At 37.8% G+C, this 18,073-nt stretch carries 14 protein-coding genes and 2 pseudogenes; all 16 read right to left on the reverse strand.

Features of this window, described 5'->3' with window-relative positions; translation table 11 throughout:
• Positions 1-624 precede the first annotated feature (624 nt).
• Positions 625-852, reverse strand: a complete 228-nt coding sequence (gene hfq, locus IPU53_RS08475) for an RNA chaperone Hfq (RefSeq protein WP_207449803.1) — start codon at positions 850-852, stop codon at positions 625-627.
• A gap of 28 nt (positions 853-880) precedes the next feature.
• Positions 881-1,849: a tRNA (adenosine(37)-N6)-dimethylallyltransferase MiaA gene (gene miaA / locus IPU53_RS08480; RefSeq protein ID WP_207449804.1), complete on the reverse strand. Its 969-nt coding sequence runs from the start codon at positions 1,847-1,849 to the stop codon at positions 881-883.
• A gap of 155 nt (positions 1,850-2,004) precedes the next feature.
• Complete coding sequence (locus tag IPU53_RS08485; protein ID WP_207449806.1) at positions 2,005-2,262, reverse strand: hypothetical protein; 258 nt, start codon at positions 2,260-2,262, stop codon at positions 2,005-2,007.
• 90 nt (positions 2,263-2,352) lie between these two features.
• Positions 2,353-4,200: a DNA mismatch repair endonuclease MutL gene (gene mutL / locus IPU53_RS08490; RefSeq protein ID WP_207449922.1), complete on the reverse strand. Its 1,848-nt coding sequence runs from the start codon at positions 4,198-4,200 to the stop codon at positions 2,353-2,355.
• A gap of 218 nt (positions 4,201-4,418) precedes the next feature.
• Entirely contained in the window at positions 4,419-7,007 is a 2,589-nt protein-coding gene (gene mutS / locus IPU53_RS08495) for a DNA mismatch repair protein MutS (RefSeq protein ID WP_207449808.1), read from the reverse strand.
• Positions 7,008-7,146: 139 nt separating this feature from the next.
• Positions 7,147-7,701 (reverse strand): outer spore coat protein CotE, encoded by a 555-nt coding sequence (gene cotE, locus IPU53_RS08500; RefSeq protein WP_207449810.1) that lies wholly within the window; start codon positions 7,699-7,701, stop codon positions 7,147-7,149.
• A gap of 408 nt (positions 7,702-8,109) precedes the next feature.
• Positions 8,110-8,535, reverse strand: a complete 426-nt coding sequence (locus IPU53_RS08505) for a RicAFT regulatory complex protein RicA family protein (RefSeq protein ID WP_207449811.1) — start codon at positions 8,533-8,535, stop codon at positions 8,110-8,112.
• A complete protein-coding gene (miaB, locus tag IPU53_RS08510) occupies positions 8,536-10,071 on the reverse strand; it encodes a tRNA (N6-isopentenyl adenosine(37)-C2)-methylthiotransferase MiaB (RefSeq protein WP_207449812.1) in 1,536 nt (511 codons plus the stop codon).
• 586 nt (positions 10,072-10,657) lie between these two features.
• The gene (gene spoVS, locus IPU53_RS08515) at positions 10,658-10,918 is read right to left on the reverse strand and encodes a stage V sporulation protein S (protein ID WP_207449813.1); all 261 of its coding nucleotides are present in this window, start codon (positions 10,916-10,918) and stop codon (positions 10,658-10,660) included.
• Between the two features lie 138 nt (positions 10,919-11,056).
• The gene (locus tag IPU53_RS08520) at positions 11,057-11,857 is read right to left on the reverse strand and encodes a TIGR00282 family metallophosphoesterase (protein WP_207449814.1); all 801 of its coding nucleotides are present in this window, start codon (positions 11,855-11,857) and stop codon (positions 11,057-11,059) included.
• A gap of 100 nt (positions 11,858-11,957) precedes the next feature.
• Positions 11,958-13,520 carry a ribonuclease Y gene (rny, locus tag IPU53_RS08525; RefSeq protein WP_207449815.1) on the reverse strand — a complete coding sequence of 521 codons (1,563 nt, stop codon included), beginning with the start codon at positions 13,518-13,520 and terminating at the stop codon, positions 11,958-11,960.
• A 234-nt stretch (positions 13,521-13,754) separates the two neighbouring features.
• Positions 13,755-14,198 (reverse strand): annotated as a pseudogene (locus tag IPU53_RS08530) (recombinase RecA); the annotation flags it as partial.
• Between the two features lie 510 nt (positions 14,199-14,708).
• Positions 14,709-15,086, reverse strand: coding sequence for a hypothetical protein (locus IPU53_RS24905; RefSeq protein ID WP_242698155.1), 378 nt, complete (start codon positions 15,084-15,086; stop codon positions 14,709-14,711).
• A gap of 77 nt (positions 15,087-15,163) precedes the next feature.
• Positions 15,164-15,772 (reverse strand): annotated as a pseudogene (gene recA, locus IPU53_RS08540) (recombinase RecA); the annotation flags it as partial.
• A 396-nt stretch (positions 15,773-16,168) separates the two neighbouring features.
• Complete coding sequence (locus IPU53_RS08545) at positions 16,169-17,413, reverse strand: competence/damage-inducible protein A (RefSeq protein WP_207449816.1); 1,245 nt, start codon at positions 17,411-17,413, stop codon at positions 16,169-16,171.
• A 29-nt stretch (positions 17,414-17,442) separates the two neighbouring features.
• Entirely contained in the window at positions 17,443-18,021 is a 579-nt protein-coding gene (gene pgsA / locus IPU53_RS08550; RefSeq protein WP_207449818.1) for a CDP-diacylglycerol--glycerol-3-phosphate 3-phosphatidyltransferase, read from the reverse strand.
• Positions 18,022-18,073 lie beyond the last annotated feature (52 nt).

The following is an 18,073-nucleotide window of genomic DNA, read 5'->3' on the forward strand; positions in this document are numbered from 1 at the left end:
AGAAAGGCGTTCTTTGCCTTTCATTGGCTCAGGTTATTTCGTGGAACATCGGCTAAGGTCGCCACGTCCTGTGGCAACGCCGATGGACTCGCTCCTGCGAGCCTCAAGCCGATGGCGCCTGGAGCTAGACAACAATTGCAAGGTAAACACTTATCCATAAGCTACAATTTTATAATTTCTCAAACCAGAACAAACGCACAAGCGCCTTGATGTAAGAACATCGGCTAAGTTCGCGACGTCCCGGCGGCAGACTCAAACAGCGACGTCCTGTCGCTTCGTCTGCACTAGTAATATCCTGTACGTCGCAACGCTGATGAACGGACATCCTGTGAGCTTCCCGGCCTAGGCACTGGAGCTAGATCCAGTATTAGCTAAAATTATACGTTTTTATCTTTTTAAAAAGGATTATTTCAGTATATTCAACCTTAATCGCAGCCATTACTGTGGAAAACGGGAAATGCTAAAATATGTACGAATGAATTCTTATGTGTGTGTGATATTCAGTACACTTGACCTAATTAGTGGGAAGTATCCTGCCCAATAATGCAGGATACAAAGAAAGCCGTTTATAACAGAATCCTTATTTTATAAGGAACCTATTGCAAACAGCTTTCTTCAAACGGTTTATTCTTCTAATTTAATTTGAATATTACGTTGGGGTGAAAAAGTTGAGATAGCATGTTTAAATACTAATTGTTGTTTTCCTTCTGATTCAAACAGTACTGTAAAATTATCAAATCCCTTAACATTTCCGCGAAGTTGAAATCCATTTAGTAGAAATAAAGTAACTGGGATTGCTTCCTTTCGAAGTTGATTCAAAAATTGATCTTGAATATTGACTGATGATTTCATTAAATGGCCTCCTAATTTATCTCTATATTTAATTATTCGATTTTAATTCAAGCTTTCCTGCTATAAAATCGATAATTCCGGCTATTTTTTTCCAGTCTTCCCTTTGATCCGTTAAATCAAACCATTCCGCCTCCATTTTATTTCTAAACCATGTTAATTGACGCTTAGCGTAATGACGGGAATTCTTTTTAAGTAAAGTAAGTGCTTCTTCATAAGAAGTTCTTTTTTCAAGATAATCAGCGATTTCTTTATAGCCGATTGCCTTCATGGATTGGTGTTCACGATGAAGGCCATTGTTCATCAGATCGCTTACCTCTTGAACAAGTCCTTCCTCCATCATTATATCAACTCTGTGATCAATTCGTTGATATAATATTTCTCTATCCATTGTTAATCCAATTAATACATCTTGATATAAAGGAATATTTTGTTGCTTTTTTTGGAATTCAGTCATTGTTTTTCCTGTACAATGAAAGATTTCTAACGCTCTTATTACCCGACGATGATTATTTGGATGGATTTTGTCTGCAGCATCAGGGTCAACGGCTTCTAACTGATTATATAAATTCATTGCTTCTCCTGACTGAACTTTTTCTTCCATCCTCTTCCTAAAGGATGGATCAGCAGGTGCATCGGAAAATTGATAGTCATATAAGACGGATTGAATATATAGTCCCGTTCCTCCAACAAGAATAGGTAAATGCCCTCTACTCTGTACCTCTTTAATTTTTTCTCTGACAACTTTTTGATATTCTGCTACCGAAAATGACTCCCGTGGATCTTTAAAACTTAAAAGATGATGAGGCACTCCTTGCATTTCGCTAGGTTTAATTTTTGCTGTTCCAATATCCATCCCTCTATAAATTTGCATTGAATCGCCACTAATAATTTCCCCATTAAATCTTTTAGCAATTTGTAGACTTAATTCTGTTTTCCCTACAGCGGTTGGTCCAATGACGGAAACAACCTTTTCCTTCTGTCTGCTTGGCAATTTCATTCACTGCTTTCTCAAAACACCATTTTTTTAAATAATACCATATCTTATCAATGGGCTTATAGTATTATGGTCATTTTCGTCTTTAAGTTTACATAATAATATTATGTAATACCATAAAATAAAACCATCTGGAAGTATAATCCAGATGGTTTTATTTAAAACGAAATCATAATGCCAATCGCAGTCGCTATTACAAGTACTGTTAAGCCGATATAGATCCATGTTAATGATTTTATATTTGTTTTTAATGACTTTGTCTCATATTCATGAGATCTAGCAATCTCTTCTTTGAGTGAATCGCCTTCTACTTCGTATTGTTTTTGCTTGGTACTTACTTCTTTGCCAACTAATAAAGTACCAACAAGAGCAATTATGAATACAACAATAACAGCAATAATCAGGAATGTATACACTTTTATCATTACTCCTATCTGTTAGCCTAAATGTTATTTCTATTGTATCGTACTCTATATTTTTAATCCGTATGACATTTGACAATTATCTTACATAATTCTTTTAAACATTTTTTCTATTTCGTACGTTGAAAAATGAACGATAATTGGCCTGCCATGTGGGCATGTGAAAGGATCTTCGGTTTGACGCAATTCCTGAAGTAAAGCTTGAATTTCATCTTGTCTTAAAAAACGATTTGCTTTTATAGATCCTTTACAACTCATCATAATCGCTGCTTCTTCTAGTAAGGTCTTAATATTCATCTTTTTCATAGCAAGAAGTTGCTCAATGAGATCCTCAATCGTTTCTTTTTCATAGCCCTTCGGAAACCAGTTCGGGTGCGAGCGAACAATAAAACTATTCGTCCCAAAGTCTTCCAAAAAAATCCCGACTGTTTCTAGTTCATTCTTATATTCTCCTATTTTAATATATTCATCTGTCGAAAATTCCAATGTTAAAGGAACGAGCATTTCTTGGAGTTCATTGGTCACTTCTCCCACCTTTTCACGGAAATACTCATATTTTATACGTTCTTGGGCTGCGTGTTGATCGATCATATAAAAACCTCGATCATTTTGCGCTAAAATATAGGTACCATGCAATTGGCCAATTGCATATAAAGGTGGGATTCGATCAGATGCTACCTCCCTCTTCTTTTCGATGACCGGATCCATTGTTGTAACAGCTTCTTTAGCGACAAAACCTGTCGGCTGTTCTTCAATCTCCGGCTTATACTCAGTTGCTGTTTCATCTGGCACTGATGTATCCGTATGTGGGATAGACGGCTTGCTTATCGAATATTCCTCACTTTTTGAAAATAGTGATTTAGCTGGTTTATTTTCTTCAAGATGCAGATAGGTTTGCTCCGATTTCTGTTCATTTCTCTTTGCTATATTTCCCTCTGGAATTAACTCTTGTTGTTGAAATGCTTGCTTGATGGTGGTTGAAATTAACTGTTCAAGCTCAGTTTCTTTACTAAGGCGAACAGTCATTTTAGCCGGGTGAACATTGACGTCTACTAATATCGGATCCATCTCTATAGATAATAAAACAATAGGATGACGATTGATTGGTAATAAAGTATGATATCCATTCATAATCGCATTCACTAACGAATAATTCTTGATAAACCGGCCATTGACCATCGTTGAAATATAATTTCGAGAGGCCCGAGTGATTTCTGGTAATGCTATCCAACCACTCAGTGTAAAATCAAGCGATTGTGCTGTAATTGGAATCATTTTTCTGGCGATATTCATTCCATAAATAGCCGCTAACACTTGCCGAATATCACCGTTTCCATTTGTTCTTAATAACTCTCTGTCATTATGACGAAGTCGGAAGGAAATTTCCGGATGAGCAAGGGCTAAGCGATTGACAATATCAGAAATATGACCAATTTCCGTATGAATGGACTTCATATATTTTAAACGGGCAGGTGTGTTAAAAAACAATCCAGAAACCGTTAGCTCTGTCCCAACACGAGCGGATGACTTTTCTTGACGAAGTAATTTCCCCGCCTCTAAACAGACTTTTGTACCCGGTTTTCCGGCTTTAGCCGAGGTTAGTTCAACCATGGAAACTGAAGCGATACTAGGGAGAGCCTCCCCCCTAAATCCTAATGTGCGAATTCGAAACAGATCATTTTCATCTTTAATCTTACTTGTGGCATGTCGTTTAAATGCTCTTAGGACATCTTCTTCATCAATGCCCTCCCCGTTATCTAAAACCCGAATTTTCCCCAGGCCAGCTTCTTCCACATCAATTTCAATGATCGTGCTACAGGCATCAATCGCATTTTCTATCAATTCTTTTACAACAGAGGCAGGACGTTCTACTACCTCTCCTGCAGCAATTTTATTAGAAAGGTAATCATCTAATTCAATAATTTCGGACATCATGATTCCACCTTTCATTCTTTATGATTAAGGGTATGTTCAAAAAAAGACCAAGTCGACGATTACGCAATCATTAATGTTCGTCATAGAAGGTGTCGGCACTTAATCGAAGTCACTTTCTCGTTGTGTCATTTAACCGGAGGCCTGCAGGACGCAGGTCACAAAGACGTGGCGATTGATGTCGCGAATTTAGCCTTTGATCCTTATTTTTGAACTTCCTATTTAACTTGTTTTTTAAGCTCATAGAGTAAATTCATCGCTTGCATCGGGTTTAATTCTAAAATATCGATGTTGCGGATTTTCTCTAACACTTTGTGATCTGAAGTACGAGTTTGAGTTGGTTTTGGTGGTTCAAACAATGTGAGCTGTTCTTGAACTTTGTCATTTTCTTCATCCATTGATACGGCTGTTTCAAGCCGTGAATCTCTAGCTGATTTTTCCAATTCAGCTAATACTTCATTCGCTCGTTTAATAAGGCTTGCCGGAAGTTCCGCTAATTCTGCAACATGAATACCATAGCTTTTATCCGCTGCCCCTTTCTTTACTTTATGAAGAAAAACAAGTTTTCCTTGTTGCTCAATGGCACTAACATGTACATTGCTTAATTTGGCTAACTTTTCTTCCAAGACCGTTAATTCATGATAATGGGTTGAAAAAAGTGTTTTAGCTCCGATATTTTCATGGATATATTCAATAATTGCTTGTGCCAAAGCCATTCCATCATAGGTAGACGTTCCACGTCCTATTTCATCGAACAGGATTAAACTATCATTTGTCGCATGCATGAGTGCATTTTTCGCTTCAAGCATCTCAACCATAAAGGTACTTTGTCCTGAAATTAAGTCATCCGCCGCTCCAATCCGCGTAAATATCTGATCAAAGATTGGTAACTCAACGGATTTGGCTGGAACAAAACAACCAATTTGGGCCATTAGAGCAATCAAGGCAATTTGTCGCATATATGTACTCTTACCCGACATATTTGGCCCTGTGATTAAAAACATCTCATTCTGCTCATTCATATAACAATCATTTGGTACATAATGATTGGAATCCATCACCTTCTCAACAACTGGATGTCGTCCTTCTTCTATAGCAATGTTTCGATTTGAGTTGAAAAGGGGACGTGTATAATGGCGCTTTTCACTAAGTGTTGCAAAACATTGAAAAACATCTAACATACTGATGATTTTGGCCGTTTGTTGAATCCTTTTTATATAAGATTGCACCGTTTCCCTTATGTTTAGAAATAATTCGTATTCTAAATCGACACTTTTTTCCTCTGCTTGGAGAATAAGTGCTTCTTTTTCTTTTAATTCAGGCGTTATATATCTCTCTGAATTGGCTAATGTTTGTTTCCGTTCATAGCGTGAATCTTCAAGGAGATGGGTATTCGCTCGTGTCACTTCAATATAATAACCGAATACTCGGTTAAACCCTACTTTTAAAGATTTTATTCCCGTTTTTTCTCTTTCTTTTTTTTCTAACTGAGCAAGCCATTGTTTTCCATTTCGGCTGGCATCTCGATACTTGTCCAGTTCTTGATGGAAACCATCTTTAATAAGTCCTCCCTCTTTAATTGTTAACGGGGGTTGATCAATAATCGCATTTTCTAACAAGGTGACTAAATCTTCACATGGATCTAACTGATTTGCTAAATCCTTCGCCCACTCTTGCTCTAATTGTTCCGTTAATTGTTTGATAGCTGGGATTTGCATTAAGGACTTTTTCAACTGAATAAAATCGCGGGCATTTGCATTTCCAAAGGCAACGCGACCAGATAGACGCTCTAAATCATACACGCCGGTTAATTTATCTCGTAGGTCTTCTCTTTCAAAATAATGTTCCAATAGCGTTTCAACCATATCAAGCCGTTGTTTAATCTTCATTTCGTTAATAAGAGGGCGATCCATCCATTGTCGCAATAAACGACCGCCCATTGCTGTGACCGTTTCATCTAATAGCCATAATAATGTGCCTTTATTATTATTTCCACGGATTGACTCTGAGATTTCGAGATTCCGTTTTGAAAAATAATCAATTTTCATATATTGATTTAATTCATATTCAGTAAATGCCTGTAAATGGTGGAGACTTCTTTTTTGTGATCTTTTTAGATAGTGTAATAGTCGGTGCGCAACCATTTTTAATGGTTGATGATGAAGCTGATTCACTAATTCATGAAATTCTTCAGTCTCTGTTCCTTGATCTTCAAAAGAAATAACCACATGACAGCGTGTCTGTATGAAGGTAATCTCTTTTTGATCAAAATTCGGATCAACTACGATTTCTTTCGCCCCAATTGAAGCTATTTCATGCGATAATCGTTCTAAGGAATCCTCCAATAATAAGGCTTTGCTTTCTCCTGTTGACAAATCTGTATAGGCAAGCGCATATTTTCCAGACTGATCACAATGAATCGACGCAATGTAGTTATTTTCCTTATCATTTAGCCCTTTTTCATCCATAACAGTACCAGGGGTAATTAATTGAATCACTTCACGTCGTACAACACCTTTTGCTTGCTTCGGATCTTCTGTTTGCTCACAAATGGCTACTTTATAGCCTTTATCAATTAATTGTTCTATATAACCTGTAGCAGCATGATATGGAACCCCACACATCGGTATTTTTTCTTCAGCTCCGCCATCCCTGCTTGTTAATGTGATTTCTAAAACCTGAGACGCTTTTAACGCATCTTCAAAAAACATTTCATAAAAATCTCCTAAACGAAAAAACAAAAAGGCATCTTGATATTCAGCCTTTATTTTTAAATATTGTTGTATCATCGGAGTATATTGAGCCATTATGTACCGATTTCCTTTCTTCTTGAAACTATGTACAAACAAGTATAACATACCAAGGTTTATTCAATCACTAATGGAAATTTTCAATTCATCAAAGAATATTTACCCAAAAAGAAAAACCGGAAAAATTTTTCCCGGTTTACTCTTTTCCTTCATCAGCTGTGAGAAAATCCGTGTTGATGTCTTCCAATTCACTATCAGATAATTCTTCATGTAAATCATAATCATCATCATCTGAGCATTTGTCATAATGGACTTCAACACAAACTTTTGTTTCACCAATGACATCGACTTGAAATTCTCGTTCGGTTGTGACGAGAATTTTATTGCCTTTTTTAGAAATAACCGCTTCGACGCAATTAGGCTGTTGTAAAACATTTGCTAAAACTTGTCGGTCATCCATGCAATCAGGATCTTTGTAATGCAGTTTGAGTATATCTCTGTATTCTACCCTTTCAGTTGCAACAGATGTTTTTGTATTATCATGATGGGAATACCAAACATTCATATCAAAAGAGCCGCTTACTTCGACTTCTTTTTTGCCGACTTTCCGTGCTTCATATTTATGATTGATAATCCAACAGCCTAAAATGCTCGAAGGATGATGCGGTGGGCTAATCGTATAATTGGCTTTCGTAAATTTACGCCCTTTCGCAACAACTGCTTTTGTTATAATTTCTCTGTATTCTGCCATTCGAGCGAACCTCCTCATTCATTTTCCCTTCATCATATGCATTTACCTAGATGATTGTGCTCATTTCCTAGAACCACAACTTTTTGTGCCTGTGATATTGTATGTTGTGAAGGAAGAATGTTGAGGAAAACGCGGAGAAATCTTCAAAAAGTAAAGAGGTGGAACAAAAGTGTTTTCACCAAAGAAAAAACCGAACTAGTATGATGCATATCCCTGCTCCGGAAATATACTTCGCTTTCCGCGGGCGGCTGGTGAGCTTCCTCGTGCTATCGCACTCCGGGATCTCACCGATGCCTTTCCTCCCGCTGGAGTCTACGTATATTTCTCCGCTAAGGTAATGCATTGTTCGGTTTTAGAGCTTATTTTTTAGTTTTGTCCCAGCCTCTTTAGACCACTCTATTTTACAGATTAACAGCTTGATGGACTATTCTTTATTTTAGACCCAGTTTCCCCTGTCAGTAAATCACCCTCAGTGGAAAGTAAGATTTCATCTGTTACTTTATTCGATATTGCAGATGATACCATCTGCAATAAATCATTTACATCTGTTTGCGATTGCTTAAATTCTTGAACAATCGGAATTTCATCTAATTCGGCTTCTAATTTCTCCAATTTCTCTTCCACTAAATGAAGGGCTTTTTCTTTGCCATAATGTTGGAAGTTAACAGCCTGTTTTTGGAGACTTTTGATCCCAGCTATCATTTCGCGGACTTTTTGATTCTCATTTATTTGTGCTTCCGCTCGCTTAAAGAAATCAACCTCTTCTGTGTTTGCAATCATTGTTGCTAATTCATGTGCTCGAATTAAAATATCATCTTTTGTATATTTTTCCACTTAAATCACCTCAACCGATTCCTTTACATCAACCATTTCTCCGTTTAAGGACCATGTTTTAGCATCAGTAATTTTCACTTGAACCAGATTTCCAATTGCTGATTTTGGCCCTTTAAAATTCACTAACTTATTTTTCCTTGTGTAACCAGAAAGAATCTCCGGGTTATTTTTACTCTCCCCTTCAACTAATACTTCAACAATTTGTCCTTTATGAGCTTCCATTGCTTTTCTTGAAAAGTCATTTACTAAAGCATTTAAGCGTTGAAGTCGTTTTTTCTTTACTTCCATTGAAACATTGTCTTTCATTTTTGCTGCTGGAGTACCTTCTCTTGCTGAATAGATAAATGTGTAGGCTGTTTCAAAGCCTACTTCACGATAAAGTGACATTGTTTCTTCAAACTGCTCATCCGTTTCATTTGGAAACCCGACAATAATATCAGTTGAAAGAGAAATATCTGGTATGGCTTGCTTGATCTTTCTAACAAGCTCTAAAAATTGCTCTCTTGTGTACTTACGTCCCATAATTTTTAGCATTGCACTTGAGCCTGATTGAACAGGTAAATGAATATGCTCAACAAGATTTCCTTGATTGGCTAGCACTTCAATTAAATGATCATCAAAATCACGAGGATGACTTGTCGTGAAACGAACACGGGGGATATCGACTTTTCTCAAATCGTCCATTAAATCACCAAAGCGATAATCGATATCTTCAAAATCCTTCCCGTACGCATTTACGTTTTGACCAAGCACAGTAATTTCTTGATACCCATGTGCCGCTAGTTGACGTACTTCTTGGATAATATCCTCTGGTCTCCTACTTCTCTCTTTTCCCCTTGTATAAGGAACGATACAGTAGGTGCAGAATTTATCACAGCCATACATAATATTTACCCAAGCTTTTATTTTACCTGCCCTAACTTTAGGAAGATTTTCAATAACATCTCCTTCTTTAGACCAAACTTCAACAACCATTTCCTTCGACATATATGCTTCATTTAAAATTTCAGGAAGACGGTGGATGTTATGCGTTCCAAAGATCATATCCACAAAGGGATGTTTTTCTAATATTCGATTGACGACAGACTCTTGCTGGGCCATACAACCACATACACCTAATAGAAGATCGGGCTTCTCCATTTTTAAATGTTTTAAATGTCCTAATTCACCAAACACTTTGTTTTCAGCATTTTCTCTGATTGCACAAGTATTCATTAAAATCACATCAGCATCTTCTACGGTCTCGGTTACTTGATAACCGAGATTCATAAAAATTCCTGCCATGACTTCTGTATCATGTTCATTCATTTGACAACCGTAAGTTCGGATATAAAATTTACGACCATTTCCCATTCCTTTAAAACGTTCATCTATGTCAAAATCATCATGATATTTTATTTCTTCTTTTCCTCTTCTGCGAGCATCTTTTAAAGAGGGTGGCATATAGACTGTTTGAAAATACTTGCTATAATCTTTTTCTTCACTACTCTTTGGACTTTGAACTTGCTGACTTTCTAAACGTTGTTTCTCGTTCATGAAAATCCCCTTTCTAACTTTATGTAAAAAATACTCATAAAACTTACATTCATTCTAATAGTGTGTTCAAAAAGGACCAAGGAGTTCGAGGCGACGTAGTTTCGAGTAGCGGACTTGTACAGGATGTACTGACTTCCGTGTTACCCACAGGACGTGGGTGGTTTTAACGGAAGATCCTTTCCCTGGCACAGAAACAAGCCAACGAGCTTCCACAGGCTGGGTGACTTCGACGTTCGAGACAGGACGTATCGTTACTTAGTCGAAGATCCTTCATCCTGAAGTGTAATTTTTACCGAACTTTTTGAACATCCCCTACTAGTATATAGTCTTTTATTTTCGAATACAACATTAGCCTATTTCAAATCAATTTTGAAAATAAAAAAGATCCGTAGGCTAGATCGCAAACGAATCTTTTTATTCCGTACAAACATCCGTAAATCCTTCACTACAAGACGATAAGACGCCCATATGTCTAGATGGGAATAGCGAGCACTAACACTCCGATGAGTCCCGCTACCCAGCAATGGGGATGAGAACCTCCCACTGCTGGCAGTCTCACTTTATCTGTAAAAAAATGAATGTTGTATTATCTCGGTTCTACTATTAACTTAATCGCTGTTCTTTCTTCCCCGTCAATCAGGATATCCGTAAATGCGGGTATACAAATTAAATCGACACCTCCAGGGGCGACAAAACCTCTTGCAATTGCTACTGCCTTCACTGCCTGATTTATTGCCCCGGCTCCAATCGCTTGGATTTCCGCTCCTCCTCTTTCCCTGAGAACGCCAGCTAGCGCACCCGCTACGGAATTAGGACTGGATTTAGCTGAAACTTTTAATATTTCCATTTCTTGTTCCTCCTTGTCATTTCCCCATACAATTGTACAAATCAAAGGTCGCAGTAACCCTTATCACTGTTACTATATTCAGGGAATTTACGAACTATTCCAGATTGTCCAAAAGAGAGAACGAGAGAATGGAGAAAATTATTCATCTAAAAATGGGTGATCGTCATTAATAAGAATAGGGCGAAGCTTTAAAGCTTTTCCAGTCTCTTGATTGAGACTAACTACACAAGCGCTTAACTGTGTTCGTCCATTCTTAGGCACTTCAAACCTTACCGGTAAAGCAGTACGAAATTTTTGTAAAACTGCCGCTTTTTCCATCCCAAGGATCCCATCATAGGGTCCTGTCATGCCTACATCTGTTAAATAGGCTGTTCCATTAGGCAGGATGCGTTGGTCAGCGGTTTGCACATGGGTATGGGTACCAATTACAGCCGTCACCTTTCCATCGAGAAACCAGCCCATTGCTTGTTTTTCACTGGTTGTCTCAGCATGGAAATCAACAAAGATGATATTTGTGCGTTTTTTAGCGATATTAATTAATTCTTCCGCTTTGTTAAATGGACAATCGAGCGGAGTCATAAATGTTCTTCCTTGAAGATTGATAATGGCTACTTCAATTGAATTAATTTTAACAAACACCAGTCCTTTTCCAGGTGTCTTATCTGGAAAATTTGCTGGTCTCACTAAATATTTTGCGCTGTCAATAAACTCAAATATATTCTTATTGTCCCATGCATGATTCCCTAAAGTAACAGCATTTGCTCCTGCCTCAAGAAACTGTTTATAAATTTGCTCTGTAATCCCCCGTCCACCTGCTGCATTTTCGCCATTAATAATGGTTACATGGGGACGATATTTCCTTTTCAACTTTGATAAATATTCTTGAATCATCGCTCTTCCAAGTGAGCCAACGACATCACCGATAAATAGAATTTCCATAAAAATCCCTTTCTTCTTTAAACATGTATAACATGTTCCAGTTTATCACAGTATAAATTATACGCATAAGAAAAGCGGAGTGATCACACCCCGCTTTGTTTCATTTTGCATATTCGACTGCTCGTGTTTCTCGAATGACAGTAACTTTAATATGCCCTGGATAATCGAGATCATGTTCAATTCTCTTCCGGATATCACGTGCTAGTTTATGTGACTCTAGATCATTGATTTGTTCGGGTTTCACAATAATGCGAACTTCTCTTCCGGCTTGTATGGCATATGACTTTTCAACACCATCATAAGACTCGGAAATTTCTTCTAACTTCTCCAAACGACGAATATAATTTTCGAGAGTCTCACTTCTAGCCCCTGGTCTTGCGGCTGACAAAGCATCTGCTGCGGCGACTAATACAGAAATTGTCGAAGTTGGTTCTGTATCCCCATGATGGGATGCAATACTATTGATCACAACTGGATGTTCTTTATACTTTGTAGCCAACTCAACACCAATTTCCACATGGCTACCTTCCACCTCATGATCAATTGCTTTTCCAATGTCATGCAATAATCCTGCCCGACGAGCAAGGGTTACGTCTTCTCCTAATTCTGCAGCAAGCAATCCTGATAGAAAAGCAACCTCTATTGAATGCTTAAGAACATTTTGTCCATAACTAGTGCGGTATTTCAAACGCCCAAGTATTTTGATTAGATCAGGATGCAATCCGTGAACACTGACCTCAAATGTTGTCTGTTCACCGATTTCACGAATATGCTCATCTACTTCACGTCTAGCCTTGTCCACCATTTCTTCAATTCGCGCTGGGTGAATTCGTCCATCCTGAACTAGTTTTTCAAGTGCTATTCGCGCAATTTCTCGTCTAATCGGATCAAACCCTGATAAAATTACGGCTTCAGGTGTATCATCGATAATTAAATCAATGCCGGTCAATGTCTCAAGAGTCCTGATATTTCGGCCTTCTCTACCAATAATTCGCCCTTTCATTTCATCATTTGGTAGATTAACAACAGAAACGGTTGTTTCAGCCACATGTTCAGCTGAACAACGTTGAATGGCAAGTGAAAGAATATTTTTAGCTTTTTTATCAGCCTCTTCTTTTGCTTGCATTTCGCTCTCCTTGATCATAACAGCCGTCTCGTGAGCCAATTCTTTTTCTACATCTGAAAGAATAATGTTTTTGGCTTCTTCACGAGTTAAGCCTGAAATCCGTTCTATTTCAGCCTCTTGTTTACGGACCAATTCATCCACTTTGCTTTCCATCTCTTCAATATGTTGTTGTCTTTCATTAAGAGACTCCTCTTTCCTTTCAAGCGTATTTTCCCGCTTATCAAGAGTTTCGTCTTTTCGGTCGAGGTTCTCCTCCTTTTGCAATAATCGTTTTTCTTGTTTTTGCAATTCGGTTCTTCTATCTCGAAGTTCAAGTTCCGCTTCGGTACGAAGACGGTGATTTTCATCCTTCGCTTCTAACAAGGCTTCCTTCTTTAATGCTTCCGCATCTCGCTTAGCATCTACTAAAATCTGCTCAGCAGAACTTTTAGCACCTGTTATTTTAGCCTCTGTAATCAATTTAAAAATGAAATAGCCAACAACTAAACCGACGATAAGGGCAAGCAAAATGGAGATGATGATAATAGGTGTATCCATACTTTCACCTCCTCTTGCTATTAAATTAAAATAATTTTTTTCATGTCGGCTGGTACATTGCTACATAGGTTTCAATATACTGAGCCAAGCTCAAATTCATGCATGCGAAAAAAATGTAAAATATACATGTTAATTTTATAGTTGTGACGTTTTAATGTCAAGTGATGTTCAGTTCTATATAGAAGAAAAAACAAAGTCGCTGATGTTGTGGACTTTGTTTTCTCCCTTTTAAACTTATTCTTCTAAAAGACTAAACTCATTCTGTTCTTCTTCCTCTACTTCTGGAGGGGCTGTTTTTTCCTCATCCAGTTGATGATGATCACGAACTTTATGCATGATTTCAGTTCTCAATTCTGCATTTTCTTTCAGGAATTGTTTGGCATTTTCGCGACCTTGCCCAAGTCTCTCATCATTATAAGAATACCAGGATCCACTTTTTTGGACGATATCAAGTTCTGAACCCATATCGATAATTTCACCTTCACGAGAAATCCCTTCTCCATACATGATATCTACTTCGGCAGTTCGGAATGGAGGAGCAACTTTATTTTTCACAACTTTTACTTTCGTTCTATTTCCGACAATGTCTTGTCCTTGCTTTAGTTGTTCTGCACGGCGAACTTCCAGACGAACGGATGAATAGAATTTAAGTGCTCTACCACCTGGAGTTGTTTCTGGCATAATCTATAGATTTACCATTTCTATAGTGTGGACTATCTCTTCATCTCTATGTTAGAGAGCCTTGCACTTCCGACAGTAGCCTATCCTCTGACGTACCCTACTCAGTTAACCAATCGGTCCTTTTCGGTAGTCTCTACACCTTCCTTACTAAGTTGGTAAGGCTTGGCACGGTATTACCCAATAATGGGGGGCTTCACCGTTAGCAGTTTTAGCAACTACACCCCTAGGCAATAGGGTTCACAAGGTTTTTTTCATGCTATCACTAACATGGGAAACCCAGAGTAAACTGCTTTATTCTATTTATTACTTTTTTCGGCTGTAGTAATTCTTTTTCTTCAATGACCAAATAATTAATAGAGTGTGCTTCAAAATAGGTTTTTTTGCGTTTATCTCTTTCGATAATTTTTCGCTTGGAATGTGACCATTCTCCATGAACGTCTATACAATATTTTCTCCCAAGGTAAAAATCTACCGACCATCTTCCAAAACGCTTTTGTTTTAAAAATGCTAGATCAAGGATAAGAAGAATTCTTCAACTTGTTTTTCAATCAGGGTATCATAGTTTTTCCTTCTTGAATTTACTCCAAGTTCTTTTCTTCTTTTTGCAACACAAGCTTCTGACACTTTATACTTATAAGCTATCTCCACATGAGAAAGATAAGGGTTTTTTAATTCTTCTTCCACTTCTTTCGTCTTGGGTAAATAAATCTTCCAATGTCTTTCTCTTGGAATACCAAGTAATTTGATAATTTCCCCAACCCGTCTTTCATCAAGATTTATAGCCCCACCAATCTCTTTGAGCTTTTTCTCCGAGTGTCTCTTAATATAGTCTACTTGCCACGAATCTACATTTTTAAAAAGTCTATTTCCTATTTTTACAGCCACGGAACTTTTCTCTCCCATCAATTTTCAATGGTCATTTGTTTCACAACAGCTTTGAAAGTCTAGGCAGTTTGAAGTTGATTTCCGAACATGACTCCTACTTTTTCACGGATTTGGTTAATAAAAATAGCAATTGTATTTGATTTATTAATCGCACCTGATAATTTTCTAAGTGCCTGAGACATTAACCGAGCCTGAAGACCCACGTGAGCATCTCCCATTTCGCCTTCAATCTCAGCCTTTGGAACTAATGCAGCTACTGAATCAATGACGATCACTTCAATAGCTCCACTTCTAACGAGAGCCTCCGCAATTTCTAAGCCCTGTTCGCCTGTATCAGGTTGTGAAAGAAGTAATTCATCAATATTTACACCCAATTTTTCGGCATACACAGGGTCAAGGGCATGCTCAGCATCTATAAATGCCGCTTGACCACCGTTTGCTTGTACTTCAGCAATCGCATGGAGCGCAACGGTCGTTTTACCGGAACTCTCAGGACCATAAATTTCTATTACCCGTCCTCTTGGATACCCCCCAACTCCTAGCGCAATATCAAGAGCAAGAGAGCCACTCGATATAGTAGAAATTTTTCGGTTTGTTTGTTCTCCTAGTTTCATAACCGAACCTTTTCCAAATTGTTTCTCGATCTGTTTTAATGCCAAGTCTAATGCTTTTTGGCGATCACTCATAAAATATCCTCCCTATATTTATATTCTATTAAATAAATTTGCTATATTATTTAAAGCTAACTCTAGTATAAAGCTTTTAATCTGATTTGCCAAGTAAAAAAACGAACATTTATTCGTCGATTTTCAAGAAAAAAAGAGCCTTAAAAAGTATTTTTCAATAGGGGAAAACCCCTTTTTCACCCTATTTTCTAGCGCAAAACAATATTTTTACAAATATAAAAAGCGCCCACGCGCTTTTTATGATCGTCTAGCTCCAGCGCCTAGCGGCTAGCAAATTTACGTCTTCTTTCTTCGATAAGTCAACATTCGGTCCGTACCTTCGTCCTCACCGTGTTTCCTTTATCTCGTCAGAAGCCTTTAAATTTGTACGCCGCTAAACAGGCGCTTGCGCTTTTCTTATAAGGACTCTTCCAATTCTTTTAACAGATAATAACAGCCATATCTAACTGTCCTTTTTTGATTTCCAATTCTTGAACCAGAAAGATTTAATAGATAGGTTTTAGTGTGGCGATCATCAAAAGAAATCCCGATCCATACTGTTCCTGCTGGATGCCCTTCTAAAGAATCAGGCCCTGCTACTCCTGTAAAGCTTATTCCAATATTGGTACCTAAAATGGTACGAATATTTTCAGCTAGTTCAATCGCACATTGTTCACTTACGACTCCATGCTTTTCAATCGTTTCAGCTTTTACCTGGCATAGCTTTATTTTAGATTGGTTAGAGTAACAAACTACTCCTCCAATTAACATTGTGCTTACACCTGTCACACCAGTCATTTCAGATTGAAACATGCCACCTGTTAAACTTTCTGCCGCCGCAATCGTTAAATCCTTTTTATCCAAAATGGTAAGTAATTCTTTCATGATCGTTGTTTGGTCATATCCATAAAAGAATTGTCCCACTCTAGCATTAATTTTCTTTTCCATCTGCTCAATCATTTGTAGCGCTTTTTCCTCGGATTGACCACGTGCAGTTATACGAATTGTGACTTCATTATCGCCTGCAAGCGGAGCAATGGTTGGATTGGTCTGCACATCAATAAGATCTTCAATCTCTGTCTCTAGTTGTGATTCGCCAATGCCAAAATAACGCAATACTCTTGATTCAATTCGTTCACGTGATTCCAATTGATCTATAATAGCGGGTGCCCCATATTTTCTGAGCATTGGTTGCATTTCATGCGGTGGTCCAGGTAATAACATATAAAGATGTTGAGCTTTCTTCACAAACATTCCTGGAGCCATTCCATGTTCGTTAGGCAGTACAGCAGCTCCCTCTAGGACAAGCGCTTGTTTTTTATTATTCTCAGACATTTCTCTACCCGTTTTTTTAAAATAAGAAAGGATATTTTCCATCGCCATAGGGTCTGCAACAAGCTGCTTTCCAGTATGATTGGCGATTACTTCTTTCGTTAAATCGTCTTTAGTTGGTCCTAATCCACCTGTAAAAATAATAAGATCGGCTCTTTCTTCAGCTATCGAAATGGCGTTTTCCAATCTCCTCGGATTATCCCCAACGACAGTATGATAGTAGACATGAACTCCCAGCTCTGCTAGTTCACGTGAGATAAACTGTGCATTCGAATTCACAATTTGCCCTAATAAAAGTTCTGTTCCTACTCCAATAATCTCAGCATTCATTCAGCAAAATCCTTCCTACATCATAATCATTATTTTGATTGTAAAAGAGCTGTTCTATTTTTGTGAAAATATTCATATCCAGACCATATTGTAAAGAACATCGCGATCCATAAAGCGATTAAAGCAAAAGGGAATCCGATTGCTTCAAAAAAGATATTATTAAGAAGTAAAGCCGAAATAGCAATAATTTGCGTCCACATTTTTATTTTTCCCAACATTTTCGCTGCAACTACCTCACCTGAACCAGCCAATACAAGTCGCAGCCCTGTAACCGCAAATTCCCGACTAATAATAATAATAACAATCCAAGAAGGAGCAAGTTGCATCTCAGCCAAAATAATAAGTGCAGCAGACACAAGCAGTTTATCGGCAAGCGGATCCAAAAACTTGCCTAAAGTTGTCACTAAATCGTATTTTCGGGCAAAATAACCATCCACCCAATCTGTTACGGCTGCAATAATAAAAATCAATGCACCGATCAGGTGGGCCATTTCAATTTCTGTCCCAGGAAGCTGTACAACCCCCCAATGAAATGGGACAAGCATAAAAACCATAAAAATTGGAATCAGAAAGATTCTAGAAATCGTAATTTTATTTGGTAAATTCATGAACAAAGTTCCTCCCAATCAAAAGCTTAACTCATTTTAAGCTCGGTAAAAA

Source organism: Bacillus sp. SD088 (assembly GCF_017355205.1).
Taxonomy (GTDB): Bacteria; Bacillota; Bacilli; order Bacillales; family Bacillaceae_C; genus Lederbergia.

Coding starts and splice junctions, on each gene's coding strand:
- hfq (WP_207449803.1), bottom strand. CDS start 852: ATGAAATCATCAGTCAATATTCAAGATCAATTTTTGAATCAACTTCGA.
- miaA (WP_207449804.1), bottom strand. CDS start 1,849: ATGAAATTGCCAAGCAGACAGAAGGAAAAGGTTGTTTCCGTCATTGGA.
- mutL (WP_207449922.1), bottom strand. CDS start 4,200: ATGTCCGAAATTATTGAATTAGATGATTACCTTTCTAATAAAATTGCT.
- mutS (WP_207449808.1), bottom strand. CDS start 7,007: ATGGCTCAATATACTCCGATGATACAACAATATTTAAAAATAAAGGCT.
- cotE (WP_207449810.1), bottom strand. CDS start 7,701: ATGGCAGAATACAGAGAAATTATAACAAAAGCAGTTGTTGCGAAAGGG.
- miaB (WP_207449812.1), bottom strand. CDS start 10,071: ATGAACGAGAAACAACGTTTAGAAAGTCAGCAAGTTCAAAGTCCAAAG.
- spoVS (WP_207449813.1), bottom strand. CDS start 10,918: ATGGAAATATTAAAAGTTTCAGCTAAATCCAGTCCTAATTCCGTAGCG.
- IPU53_RS08520 (WP_207449814.1), bottom strand. CDS start 11,857: ATGGAAATTCTATTTATCGGTGATGTCGTTGGCTCACTTGGAAGAGCG.
- rny (WP_207449815.1), bottom strand. CDS start 13,520: ATGGATACACCTATTATCATCATCTCCATTTTGCTTGCCCTTATCGTC.
- IPU53_RS08545 (WP_207449816.1), bottom strand. CDS start 17,413: ATGAATGCTGAGATTATTGGAGTAGGAACAGAACTTTTATTAGGGCAA.
- pgsA (WP_207449818.1), bottom strand. CDS start 18,021: ATGAATTTACCAAATAAAATTACGATTTCTAGAATCTTTCTGATTCCA.